General features: G+C 70.3%; 7 protein-coding genes. 4 read left to right on the top strand and 3 right to left on the bottom strand.

Going from position 1 to position 13,129, the window contains the following annotated elements; translation table 11 throughout:
- The first annotated feature begins 7 nt into the window (after window positions 1–7).
- Both M8542_RS11405 and M8542_RS11400 read left to right on the top strand, forming a co-directional pair.
- Window positions 8–1,009 carry a sugar phosphate isomerase/epimerase family protein gene (locus M8542_RS11405; protein WP_257920044.1) on the top strand — a complete coding sequence of 334 codons (1,002 nt, stop codon included), beginning with the start codon at window positions 8–10 and terminating at the stop codon, window positions 1,007–1,009.
- Window positions 1,010–1,189: 180 nt separating this feature from the next.
- Window positions 1,190–5,059, top strand: coding sequence for a carbohydrate-binding protein (locus tag M8542_RS11400; RefSeq protein WP_308210252.1), 3,870 nt, complete (start codon window positions 1,190–1,192; stop codon window positions 5,057–5,059).
- Between the two features lie 37 nt (window positions 5,060–5,096).
- Here M8542_RS11400 and xylA read toward each other — a convergent pair whose 3' ends face one another.
- Window positions 5,097–6,245 carry a xylose isomerase gene (xylA, locus tag M8542_RS11385; protein WP_257920043.1) on the bottom strand — a complete coding sequence of 383 codons (1,149 nt, stop codon included), beginning with the start codon at window positions 6,243–6,245 and terminating at the stop codon, window positions 5,097–5,099.
- Between the two features lie 98 nt (window positions 6,246–6,343).
- Between xylA and M8542_RS11380 the strand changes: the two genes are divergently transcribed.
- The gene (locus tag M8542_RS11380; RefSeq protein WP_257920042.1) at window positions 6,344–7,507 is read left to right on the top strand and encodes an ROK family transcriptional regulator; all 1,164 of its coding nucleotides are present in this window, start codon (window positions 6,344–6,346) and stop codon (window positions 7,505–7,507) included.
- Here the strand turns inward: M8542_RS11380 and M8542_RS11375 are convergent.
- Together M8542_RS11375 and M8542_RS11370 are read right to left on the bottom strand one after the other, a co-directional pair.
- On the bottom strand, window positions 7,495–8,877 hold the full coding sequence (locus M8542_RS11375; protein ID WP_257920041.1) for a galactose-binding domain-containing protein: 1,383 nt from the start codon (window positions 8,875–8,877) through the stop codon (window positions 7,495–7,497). The two genes, M8542_RS11380 and M8542_RS11375, sit on opposite strands and share 13 nt — an antisense overlap.
- Window positions 8,878–9,009: 132 nt before the next feature.
- Window positions 9,010–12,243: a S8 family serine peptidase gene (locus M8542_RS11370; protein ID WP_257920040.1), complete on the bottom strand. Its 3,234-nt coding sequence runs from the start codon at window positions 12,241–12,243 to the stop codon at window positions 9,010–9,012.
- A gap of 270 nt (window positions 12,244–12,513) precedes the next feature.
- On the opposite strand from M8542_RS11370, the gene M8542_RS11365 reads away from it, so the two are divergent.
- A complete protein-coding gene (locus tag M8542_RS11365; RefSeq protein WP_257920039.1) occupies window positions 12,514–13,128 on the top strand; it encodes a TetR/AcrR family transcriptional regulator in 615 nt (204 codons plus the stop codon).
- Window position 13,129: the final 1 nt, after the last annotated feature.

Genomic DNA, 13,129 nt, shown 5'->3' with positions numbered 1-13,129 from the left:
GTCAGACATGGCTCGACCGTTGACGTTGTTCACCGGGCAGTGGGCGGATCTGCCGTTCGAGGAGGTGTGCGAGCTGGCGAGCGGCTGGGGCTACGAAGGCCTCGAGATCGCCTGCTGGGGAGACCACTTCGAAGTGGACCGCGCGCTGGCCGAGGACGGTTACGTGCAGGGGAAACTCGAAACGCTGGCCAAGTACGACCTCAAGGTGTGGGCGATCTCGAACCACCTGGTGGGCCAGGCCGTCTGCGACCACCCGATCGACGAGCGGCACGAAGCCATCCTGCCCGCGCGGATCTGGGGCGACGGCGAGCCCGAAGGCGTCCGGCAGCGGGCGGCGGCCGAACTGCAGGCCACCGCCCGCGCCGCGGCGAAGCTCGGCGTGTCCACTGTGGTCGGGTTCACCGGCTCGTCGATCTGGCACACGGTGGCGATGTTCCCGCCGGTGCCGCCGTCGATGATCGAGCGTGGGTACGCCGACTTCGCCGCCCGCTGGAACCCGATCCTGGACGTCTTCGACGAGGTCGGCGTGCGCTTCGCCCACGAGGTGCACCCGAGCGAGATCGCCTACGACTACTGGAGCACGGTCCGGACGCTCGAAGCCATCGGGCACCGGCCGGCGTTCGGGCTGAACTTCGACCCGTCGCACTTCGTCTGGCAGGACCTCGACCCGGCCGGGTTCCTCTGGGACTTCAAGGACCGCATCTACCACGTCGACTGCAAGGAGGCCCGCAAACAGCTCAACGGCCGCAACGGGCGGCTGGGTTCGCACCTGCCGTGGGCGGACCCCCGCCGCGGCTGGGACTTCGTCTCCACCGGCCACGGCGACGTCCCCTGGGAGGACGTCTTCCGGATGCTCAACGCCATCGGCTACGACGGCCCGATCTCCATCGAGTGGGAGGACGCGGGCATGGACCGGCTCACCGGCGCCCCGGAAGCACTGGAGTTCGTCCGCAAGCTCAACTTCACCCCACCCACGGCGGCCTTCGACGCCGCCTTCTCCTCGAAGTAACGCTTCAGCGCCCTGCCGCAGCCGTCGTGAGTGTTTAGGGCGGTTAGAACCGCCCTAAACACTCACGACAAGCCGCGGCAGGCTGTTCAACGGGTGACCGCCAACCCCGTCGGAAGGTGATCGAAACCGGCTTCGCGCCACTCGGTGGCGAAGCACGCTCAAAATCAGGAAGGAACCCGCATGTCTCCGTCCCCACCGAAGTGGGCGAGGCTGTTCGGCACCGCACTCCTGGGTGCCGGCCTCCTGCTCACCCTCGGCACCCCGGCCCGCGCGGACATCCCGCCCGCGGACTACCAGCAGGTCGCGCTCGCCACCGGCGCGGCCGAGCTCGGCGAGGCGATGTCGCTCGCCGTGTTGCCCGACCGCTCGGTCGTGCACACCTCGCGCGACGGCACCGTCCGCGTCACCACCGCGGCCGGCGCGACGTCGGTCGCGGCCAAGCTGAACGTCTACACCCACGACGAGGAGGGCCTCCAGGGCGTCGCCGCCGATCCCGGCTTCGCCACCAACCGGTTCGTGTGGCTATACTTCTCCCCACGGCTGTCCACACCGGACGGTGACGCGCCGACCGACGGCACCGAAGCCGACTTCGCGCCGTTCAAGGGCGAGCTGCACCTCTCGCGGTTCGTCCTCAAGACCGACAACACCCTCGACCTGGCCAGTGAGAAGGTCGTGCTGAAGGTCGCCAACGACCGCGGCCAGTGCTGCCACGTCGGCGGCGACATCGACTTCGACGCCGCCGGCAACCTCTACCTGACCACCGGCGACGACACGAACCCGTTCTCCTCCGACAGCTACTCGCCGATCGACGAACGCACCACGCGCAACCCGCAGTTCGACGCGCAACGCTCGTCCGGCAACACGAACGACCTGCGCGGCAAGCTGCTGCGCATCCACCCGCAGGCCGACGGGACCTACACCGTCCCGTCGGGGAACCTCTTCGCGCCGGGCACCGGGAACACGCGGCCGGAGATCTACGCGATGGGCTTCCGCAACCCGTTCCGGATGAGTGTCGACAAACCGACCGGCGTCGTCTACCTCGGCGACTACGGCCCGGACGCCGGCACGACCGACCCGAACCGCGGGCCGCAGGGCCAGGTCGAGTTCGACCGGATCACCGGCCCGGGCAACTTCGGCTGGCCGTACTGCACCGGGTCGAACACGACGACCGAGACGTACAACCACTTCACGTTCCCGAGCGGTCCTTCGGGCGCGAAATACGACTGCGCGGGCGGCCCGACCAACTCCTCGTTCCGCAACACCGGGCTCGCCAAGCTGCCGGTGCCGAAGCCGGCGTGGATCAAGTACGCCGGGGACGAGGGCTCGCCGCCGGAGTTCGGCAGCGGCTCGGAGTCGCCGATGGGCGGCCCGGTCTACCGGTACGACGCCGCTTCGACGTCCACGATCAAGTTCCCGCAGTCGCTCGACGGCAAGTTCTTCGCGGGGGAGTACGGCCGCAAGTGGATCAAGGCGGTGACCGTCAACGCCGACGGCACCCGCGGCGGCATCGAGGACTTCCCTTGGACCGGCACGCAGGTCATGGACATGGCGTTCGGCCCGGACGGCGCCCTGTACGTCCTCGACTACGGCACCGGCAGCGACAACCAGGCGCTCTACCGGATCGAGTACCTCGCGGGCACCAACCGCAACCCGGTCGCGAAAGCCGCGTCCGACAAGACGTCCGGGCCGAACCCGCTGACCGTGAACTTCTCGTCGGCGGGCAGCAGCGACCCCGAAGGCGGAGCCTTGAGCTACCGCTGGGACTTCGGCGACGGCGCGACGTCGACCTCGGCGAACCCGGCGCACACCTACACCACCAACGGCACCTACTCACCGACGCTCACGGTGTCGGATCCCGAGGGGCTGACCGGCACGGCGAGCCTCGTCGTCACGGTCGGGAACACCGCGCCGACGGTGAACCTGACCACGCCGGCCGACGGGCAGCTGTTCTCCTTCGGCGACACCGTGCCGTTCCAGGTGACCGGCAGCGACCCGGAGGACGGGCCGCTGGACTGCTCGAAGGTGAAGGTCACCTACTTCCTGGGCCACGACAGCCACCAGCACCAGATCACCCAGGCCACCGGGTGCAGCGGCTCGATCGCGGTCCCGGTCGACGGTGAGCACGACGCCGCGGCGAACATCTTCGGCGTCTTCGACGCGCAGTACACCGACCAGGGCGGGCTGACTTCGCACAGCGTGCACAAGCTCCAGCCGCGGCACCGCCAGGGCGAGCACTTCTCGGCGCAGTCCGGGATCCAGCTCGCCGACCACGGTGCGGCCGAGGGCGGCCGGACGGTCGGGTACACCGACGACGGCGACTGGATCTCGTTCACCCCGTACGCGCTGGGCAACGCGACGTCGATCAGCGCGCGGGTGTCCTCGGCCGGCCCGGGCGGGACCCTGGAGGTGCGGGCGGGGTCGCCGACCGGCACCCTGCTCGGGTCCGTCGCCGCGCCGAACACCGGGGACTGGGAGACGTTCCAGAACGTGACGGCGAACCTGGCGAACCGGCCGGCCGGCCCGACGACGCTGTACCTGGTGTTCAAGGGCGTGACCGGGCAGGGGAACCTGTTCGACCTCGACTCGTTCACGTTCACGACCGCGTCGCCGGCGATCGAGGGCGAGTCGTTCACGTCCGGCTCGGGCGTGCAGATCGCGCCGCACGCTTCGGCGAGCGGCGGGAACACCCTGGGCTACATCGAAAACGGCGACTGGGCCGGGTACGCGTCGGTGAGCACCGCTGGCGCGCGGACGTTCACCGCGAGGATCTCGTCGGCCGGCGCGGGCGGCACGATCGAGGTCCGCGCCGGCTCGGCGACCGGCACGCTGCTGGGGTCGGTGGCCGTGCCCTCGACCGGGGACTGGGAGACCTTCCAGACCGTGACGACCTCGCTGTCGAGTGGCTCAGGGCCGTTGTTCCTGGTGTTCCGCGGTGGTTCCGGCTCCCTGTTCGACGTCGATTCCTTTACGCTGGGCGGTATGCCGACCCAGGTCGATCCGCCGTACGACGTGCTGGTGTTCTCGAAGACGGCGGGGTTCCGCCACGACGCGATCCCGGCGGGGATCCAGGCGCTTCGCGAACTCGGCGCGGCGAACGGCTTCAGCGTGACGGCGACCGAGGACGCGTCGGTGTTCACCGCCGCTTCGCTGGCTCAGTATGAGGCGGTGGTGTTCCTGTCGACCACGGGCGACGTCCTGGACGCGGCCCAGCAGACGGCGTTCCAGTCCTATGTGGAAGGTGGCGGCGGCTACCTGGGTGTCCACGCGGCGGCCGACACCGAGTACGACTGGCCGTGGTACGGACAGCTGGTCGGAGCCTGGTTCAAGAGCCACCCGGCGATCCAGCAGGCCCGGTTCGTGACGGAGGACGGCACCCACCCGGCGACGGCCCACCTGCCGGCGGTCTGGACCCGCACGGACGAGCTGTACAACTACCGGACGAACCCGCGGGGCAGCGTGCACGTGCTGCAGACCCTGGACGAGTCCAGCTACACCGGCGGTGAGATGGGCGCCGACCACCCGATCACGTGGTGCCACCCGCAGGGCAGTGGCCGGGCGTTCTACACGGGCCTCGGCCACACCATCGAGTCCTATTCGGACCCGGTGTTCCGCGCCGAGCTGCTCGGTGGGATCCGGTACGCCGCCGGGGTCGCCCCGGCTTCGTGCGGCTCGTCGTCGTCCACTGTGGAGGGTGAGTCGTTCACGTCGGGCTCGGGCGTGCAGATCGCGCCGCACGCCCCGGCCAGCGGTGGCAACACCTTGGGCTACATCGAGAACGGCGACTGGGCCGGGTTCTCCCAGGTCGGCACCTCGGGCATCACGCGGTTCAGCGCGGTCGTGTCCTCCGCGGGAGCGGGCGGCACGATCGAGATCCGCGACGGCTCGCCGACCGGCGCCCTGCTGGGCACGGTCACGGTGCCGAACACCGGGAGCTGGGAGACGTTCCAGACCGTCTCGACCGCCGTCACCGGCGGCTCGGGCCCGCTCCACCTCGTCTTCCGGGGTGGCGCGGGGTCCCTGTTCGACATCGACACGCTGACGGTGTCGTAAGACGGGCGAAGGGGCCGCCGCAGCGGCCCCTTCGTCGTCACCGGACGCCGAGGAGGTGCTCCAGGGCCAGCTGGTTCAGGTGCGTGAAGTGGTAGCCGCGCGCGGCCGCCGCGTCGAGGTCGAAGTCGTCCTTCAACAGGTCGTCGAACGACTCGCCAGGGGCCAGCGTCGGCGTCGACAGCTCCGGCACCCGGGACGCGGCCAGGGCCTCCTGGACCTCCGGGTCGGCGCGGAACGCCGCCGCCTTCTCCTTCAGGATCAGGTAAGTCCGCATGTTCGCCGCCGCCGAGACCCAGACGTCCGCCGGGTCCTCGGTGCGCAGCGGCTTGTAGTCGAAGTGGCGCGGGCCCTCGTAACCGCCGTTTTCGAGCAGGTCGACCAGGAAGAACGCGCTCTTCAGGTCGCCGTGGCCGAAGATCAGGTCCTGGTCGTACTTCGGGCCGTGCTGGCCGTTGAGGTCGATGTGGAACAGCTTGCCCTGCCACAGCGCCTGCGAAATGCCGTGCACGAAGTTCAGCCCGGCCATCTGCTCGTGCCCGACCTCCGGGTTGAGCCCGAACAGCTCCGGCCGCGCGAGCTGCGAGATGAAGCCCAGCGCGTGCCCGATCGTCGGCAGCAGGATGTCGCCGCGCGGCTCGTTCGGCTTGGGCTCGAGCGCGAACCGCAGCGAGTAGCCCTTCTCGACGACGTAGTCCGCCAGCAGGTCGAGGCCCTCCTTGTAGCGGGCCAGCGCCGCCCGGACGTCCTTCGCCGCGTCGGACTCGGCGCCCTCGCGGCCACCCCAGACGACGTAGGTCTCCGCGCCCAGCTCGGCCGCGAGGTCGAGGTTGCGGCGCACCTTGCGCAGCGCGTAGCGCCGGACGTCGCGGTCGTTGCTGGTCAGGCCGCCGTCCTTGAACACCGGGTGGGTGAACAGGTTCGTCGTCGCCATCGGGACCTTGAGCCCGGTCTCCGCGAGCGCCTTGCGGAAGGCCTCGATCGCCTTGTCGCGGTCCGGCTCGGTGGCGAGCAGGTCGTCGTCGTGGAAGGTCACGCCGTAGGCGCCCAGCTCCGCCAGCCGGTGGACGCTCTCCACCGGGTCCAGCGGCGGCCGCGTGCCGACCCCGAACGGGTCGTTCGCGGGCCAGCCCACGGTCCAGAGGCCGAAGGTGAACTTGTCGGCCGGCCGGGGGGCGTAGTCGCTCATGACTGTCCCTTCATTTAGTTCACGTTGTAGACTAAATATGCGCCGCGGCGGTCCCGGGCGTCAAGAGGCCGGTTAAAGTGCTTCGGCAGGAGGACGCGATGACCCAGGCCGTGCGGCACGACGCGATGCGTGCCCGCAACCTCGAGGTCGTGCTGGGCGCGGTCAGCCGGAGCGGGCCGCTGACCCGGGCCGCGCTCGCCGAGCGCACCGGCCTGACCAAGTCCACGGTGTCCAAGCTGGTCGGTGACCTCGTCGACGCCGGCCTGCTGGCCGAGACGGGCCCCGCGCGGGCGGGTGAGCGCGGCCGGCCGGGCGTCGACGTCGTGCTCAGCGGGGCGCGGGTGGCGTCGCTGGGCCTGGAGATCAACGTCGACTACCTCGCGGTGCGGGTGCTCGACCTCACCGGCGTGGTCCGGTTCGCCGCCCGCCGCGAGCGCGACAACCGCGGCTCGCGCCCCAAGAAGGTGCTCGGGGACCTGCAAGCGCTCGCGCTGGAGGCGCTCGCCGAGACCCACCGGCTCGGGCTGGAGGTGGCGGGCGCGGTGCTGGCGGTGTCCGGCCCGGTCGGCGACGGTGTGCTGTTCAGCGCCCCCAACCTCGGCTGGCAGGACGTCCGCCCGGCCGACCTGCTGCGCCTGCCGGTCCCGGTCGAGCTGGACAACGAAGCGAACCTCGCCGCGCTGGGCGAGCTTTGGTACGGCGACGGCGAGCGCGACTTCCTGTACGTGTCGGGTGAGGTCGGGATCGGCGCGGGCCTGGTGGTGAACGGGGCGTTGTTCGCGGGCGCGCGGGGGCTGGCCGGCGAGCTGGGCCACGTCGTCGTCGCGCCGGACGGGCCGCGCTGCCGGTGCGGCGGGAGCGGGTGCCTGGAGACGTTCGCGGGCCAGGAAGCGTTGCTGGCCGCCGGGAACGCACCGGCACTCCAGGCGTTCCTGACCGCCCTCGAAGCCGGCGACCCCGCGGCGCGGGAGGCGTGCGTGGCCGCCGGGCGAGCCCTCGGTGTCGCCCTCGCCTCGGCGGTGAACCTCCTCGACCTCGACCGCATCGTGCTCGGCGGCGTGTTCACGCAGCTGTACCCGTGGCTCGCCGGGCCTGTGTCCGAAGTGCTGTCCGCCCGCCTCGGCGGACTGCGGGGCGCGCCGCCGGTGCTGTCGGCGTCACGCCTCGGTGGCGACGCCGCCACGCTGGGCGCGGCCGGGCGGATCGTGCACCGGGTGCTCGCCGATCCGGCGCCCTTCGTGAGCCGGGCTCAGGAGGCGTAGGCCTCCACCTCGGACAGCTGGCCGGCGGGCCAGCCGGTGTTGCCGGTGAAGGTCAGCCGCACGGAGTGATCCGTGCCGGACACCGGGATGGTCACGGTGTTCCCGTTCGCCGGGTCGAACACGTACCCCGCCGGGCTGCCGCCGTTCACCGCGATCGTCTGCGTCCGGGCGCCCCACGACGGCGGCAGCTTCAGCACCAGCCTGCTCGCCGCGCTGCCGAGATCCACGGTGAACGTCTGCGGGAACGCGTTGTTCGTGCTTTCCCAGTAGCTCGACGCGTTCCCGTCGACCGCGTTCCCCGGTGGGAACCCGCCCTGTGAACCGGTCGCCGACGCCGCCTTGCCCAGTGCGACGTTGCCCGAAGGAGTGGCGAGCTGCGCCGCCCAGTACCGTGTCCGGTCGAGGTAAGCGGTTTCCGATGCCGCGCCGGAAGTTCCATACGCGCCGGCGAACGTCTCGTACGCTCCCGAAGGCGGCGACGACCGGGCCGGCTCGATGATCGACCCCTCGTGCCATTCGTTGAACGACGTCACCGAAACCCAGTCGGCGTTCGAGGCGAGCGCGTTCTGCCATTCACGGTCGTAGGTCGCGCCGTTGTCCCGCGAGAGCGTCGGAGTCGTGTTGCCCGGCACCGCGCGGTCGTCGTTGTAGCCGGGACCTACCGAAGGCGCCCACACCAGGCCGTTCGCCTTGCAGTACGCGCTCGCGCCGGACCAGCCGGGCGCGGTCGCCCCGGCGATCGCGTCGTAGGTGTACATCCCGCCGAAGTGCGCGACCTTGCTCGTGTCGGTCGTCTGCGCCAGCACGATCGCCGACGAGCGCACCTGATCGAGGGGCGTCCAGTCCGTGATGCGCAGGCTTTCGAAGACGTAGAACGCGCCGCGCCCGCCTTCGCGGTAATACGCCGGGCTCGAGCCGTAGCGGCTCTGGAGGTAGCCGATGTCCGAGACCGTCGAAGCGGCGGTGCGTCCGCTGTAGGGCTCGAGGTGCCACGCGACCTTGATCCCGTGCCGGGCCGCGGCTTCCAGCACGCCGGTGGCCAGACCGTCCTCATAGGACCCTTGGCCCCACCAGCTGTAGACGATCACCCCGGCGCCGGACTGCTCGATCCACCGCATGTGCTGCTCGACCGTGCCGGCGAAGTCGCCGGAGTCGTACGGGCCCAGCACCGGGTAGAAGTTCGCCCCGACGTCGTCCGGTGGCGTGTGCCCGCCCTGCACCCAGTGGCGGTAGCCGGTGGAACTGCCGCCGTACCAGGGGTAGTAGAACAGGTGGGTGCGGCCCGAAAGTGCCGCCGCCGCGTGCGCGACACCGGGCAAAGTGGCCGCCAGCAAGAGAAGCGCGGCGAAGAACGTCGAAATCCGGCGCATGTTCCAGACCATACGGACACGCACCAAAAGAGGACAAGAGTTCACCGCACATACGCAAACTTGCGTCGGAAACCCACCAGGAAAAGCGAAAACCGCCCCGGGCGCACCCGGGGCGGTTTCCGTTGAGCGGGACTAGCTGACGGAGTTGACCAGCACCAGCGAGGAGCCGACCGTGACACCCGAGTCGGTCTGCACGGTCAGCTGACCGCGCAGGGTCCGGCCCGCCGCCGGGGCGGCCGTGGCCGTCACCGTGCCCGGCACCGTCCACGAGCTGCCCGACGCCCGCGCCGCGTTCGCGTCGGTCACCGCGACCGAGCCGAACGCCGGGTTGGTGAACACGTCGAGGTAGTCGTACTCGGTCGTACCCGAGGGCACGGCGTACCCGTCGACCAGTGCGACCCAGACACCCGCCGCCGGGTTGGCGATGGTCACCGACTCTTCCGAGTCACCGTCGGCGCTCTGGCCGGCCACCACGCAGGAACCGGTCGTGCAGTTGTACAGCACCAGGTCCAGGTCGGCGCCGACGTCGGACGTCTTGCCGATCGTGGCGGTCAGCGACGTCGAGCCCGGCGTCACCGCGATCTGGTACTGCTGCTGCGCGCCCTCGGCGATCGACGGTCGCTGCGTCTTCGCGCTGCCCAGCGTCGCGCCGGTCAGCTTGCCGGTGAACGCGCCGAGCGTGTTCTGCACGGTGTAGGACCGCGCGACCGGCGTGCCCAGCGTGGCCGAGGCGATCGTGTCCGGGTTCGGCGAGATCGCCGTGCCCAGCACCGAAGCGCTCAGCTTGTACGCCGCGTTGTCCACATCGGACGTCCGGCGCGCTTCGACGACGATCTCCCAGACACCCGGCAGCGGGTTCGCGATGGTGCGGCTGGTCGGGCCGCCACCCGGGCAGCCCGCACCCGCGTCCGGCAGGTAGCAGTACGTCGTCGACGTGCTGGCCTCGGCCGGGACCCCGGTCGGGTCGTAGCGCAGGAACCGCACCTGGCCCTTGCCCGGCGCGCCGGCCCCGGCGTCCAGGTCCACCTTCAGCGCGCTGGCGCCCTGGGGCACCCGCACGAAGTAGCTGGTCGCCTGGTTGCGGGCGATCTTGCCGGACACGTCTACCTGGTAACCCTTGGCCGCGGCGAACTCCTGCGGCGCGAAGACCGTGTTGAGGGTCTGCACGTCGATGCCGATGGTCAGCGGGTTGTCCAGGTACAGCAGGGCCGAGTGGACACCCGCGTTCTTCGGGTTGACCTTGACGTCGAACTTGACCGGCGTGTTCAGCGGCAGGACCACGGTGGCCCCCGACGAGAACGTGCCGTCGTTGCCGACCCACCGCGCGAAGTACGGCACGGCCTTCGCCGAACCGGTCGTGCGGGTGATGGTGTAGGTGCGCGTGTACGCCTTGCCCGTGGTCACGCCCTCGCGGTCGTGGATGCCCACGCCGGTGTTCGGGGTGGCCAGCAGGTTCGACTGCACGGTGTGCACCTCGACCGACGTCGAAACGGCGTCCGGCTTCGGGTTGAGCGACAGCGCGACGAACGCGGCGGGCACGTTGAACAGGCCGGCGCCCTGGGCGTACGCGCCGATGCCCGGCACGAACCGCGCGGTCGACTTGATCGCCGAGCGCAGCTGCGCCACCGGCGGCCGCTGACCCTGGTGCGTCGCCTTGTACGCGCTCACCAGCAGTGCCGCCGCGCCGGTCGCCTGCGGCGCCGCCATCGACGTGCCCTGCAGCATCGCGTAGCCGGCCGGCAGGGTGTACGTGCCGGCGACCGGGCTGCCCGCCGTCCAGCGCGGAACGGTGGCGATGGCCGCGCCGGGGGCGATGATGTCCGGCTTGAAGCCGCCGTCCTCACGCGGGCCGCGCGAGGAGAACGGGTGCATCGACTCGGGGTTCTGCGTCTTCGAGCCGTAGTCCGCGAGCCAGGTCTCCTTGGTGATGTAGGAGCCGACCGAGATCGCGTCCGTGGCCACCGACGGGTCGCCGACGGTGTTCGCCCCGGCGCCGCTGTTGCCGGCCGAGATGAAGATCTGGACGTTGTACTCGGCGATCGTGCGGTTGTAGAGCTCCGCGCGGGCGTTGTTGCCGTCGTTGAGCGCCGGCAGGCCGCCGATGGAGATGTTGATGACGTCGGCGCCGTGGCTGGCCGCGTACACGACACCGTCGATCAGGCCCGACGACGTGCAGGCGGTGCCGGTGAGGCAGACCTTGACGGCCAGGACCTTCGCGCCCGGGGCCGCGCCGTCCATCTTGCCGCCGAACAGGTCGTTGCCGGTGGCGATGCCCGCGACGTGCGAACCGTGCTCGGCGCCGGAGATGCCGATGCCGACGTAGCCCGGCTTGTCGGTCTGGACCACGAAGGCCATCCGCTCGGCGATGTCGGTCGCCGGGTTGTCCGTGCCGAAGAAGCCGTAGTCGTACTTCTTGGCGTAGTCGGTCATCGGCTTCTCGTCGGTGAAGTCGCCGTTGCCGTTGAGGTCGACGCGGACCTCCTTGGTCACGCTGTCCTGCAGCACGCCCCAGGAGTCGGCGCGATCGCCGTCGCGGTTGACGTCACCGCCGGTTTCGCTGTCCGCGGCGCCCAGGTCGCCCGCGGTCTCGCTGAACACGCCGAAGGTGTACGGGCCGCCGGTCGCCGGAGCCGTCCAGCTCTTGCCGTTCGCGGTGAAGGCGCCGGTGTAGGTCTCGGTGGACTGCTTGACCCAGGTGCCGTCACCGGAGTTGGTGGCGTTGGCGTTGTACCAGTCGACGATCTTGCGCTCGCCGTGGCTGGTCGTGGCCAATGCGGGGGAGTCGAGGTCGACGCCGGAGTCCAGCACCGCGACCGTGGTGTCCTTGCCGTCCCAGTTGGGCAGGACCTGCCCGAACTGCGCGGCGTAGGTGTCCCCGGTGGGGAGGTACGGGTTGACGCGCGGGGTGTTCTTGCCCGGGGCCGGCTGCGGCAGCGGGGTGGTCGCGCCGTCGGGCTTCGGGTCGTCGCGGTAGACGAGGCCGTCGACGTCGACGGCGTTGACGGACTTGAGCTTCGCGGCCTTTTCGGCCTTGTCCGTGGGGACGCTGACCTTGACGTAGTCGAGCTTGGCGTCGGTGGACTGGACGACGCCGCCGAGCGCCTTGAGCTCGTTGACGGCGGAGCCGGTCTGGCCCTTCTCCGCCGCGATCAGCAGCGTGACGTCGGGCTTGCCGGCCTTCTCGGCTTCGGCGACGAGGGCGCGGTCGTGCTCGTCGAGGGTCTTGCCGTCGGCCGCGCCGGTCGAGGGCGGGGCCTGCTGGGCGGACGCCACGGGAACGGCGATGCCGAGGACGGAGGCGCCGAGAGCGGTGGCGAGGACGGTGATCCCGGCCCGCCGTCTCCAGCGCGATCTGTGCTGTGTCACTGAGAACGACCCTTCGTGAAGAGATGCGTCCGAGAAGTACACAACGTGAGATCTTCGTCAGCAATCAGACACTTAGCCCATCAACCGCAATTGGTCGTGGGCCGAATGGCCCAACCGGCTGCCCGGTTAGGCGGCAACCCGAAGCGTCGCTTTCACGTGAAAGCTCCGCCACCGAAGCGGCACTTTCCCTACGAAAGTGCCGCCTTGCTATGTGTGCGTGTAGCGGGCTATATTCTCGTATAGTCGACTACATGAACGTATAGGACGCCGATGAGCACCGAAGACTTCACCGCACGGGCCCGGATCCGGGACGCCGCCATCCGTCTGTTCACCGAGCGCGGCATGGAGAAGACGTCGATCCTCGACATCGCCGAGGAGGCCGGCGTCTCCGGTGGCCTGATCCGCCACCACTTCGGCTCCAAGGACGGCCTGCGCGAGGCGTGCGACGCCTACGTCTTCGACGAGCTCCTGCGGTTCAAGGAGGAGGTGCTGGCGAAGGGCAGCGCGAACCCGGGGTTCCTCCCGACGTTCGACACGCGTCAGCTCCTTTACCGCCGATACCTGGGCCGCGGGATGGTCGACGGCTCCGCGGCCGCCGCCGCGCAGTTCACCGAAATCGTCGACGGCACCGAGGCCTACTTCCGCGAGCAGGGCATGGACCTGCCCGACCCGCGAGGTGTCGCCGCCGCGCTCGCCGCCATGACCGGCGGGCTGATGATCCTGCAGGACCACGTCGCCCGCGCGCTCGGCGAGGAGCCGGGCACGAACGAAGCGATGCTGCGCATGTCCCTGGCCGCCGGGCACCTGTTCCTCAACCCGCTCGGCGACTCCGAAGTCCTCGAAAAGGCCCGCGAAGCGCTGGCCGCCTACCGAAGGAAGGAATGAC

The organism is Amycolatopsis iheyensis, assembly GCF_024703995.1.
Taxonomy (GTDB): domain Bacteria; phylum Actinomycetota; class Actinomycetes; order Mycobacteriales; family Pseudonocardiaceae; genus Amycolatopsis; species Amycolatopsis iheyensis.
This window is presented reverse-complemented; position numbering and strand designations above follow the sequence as displayed.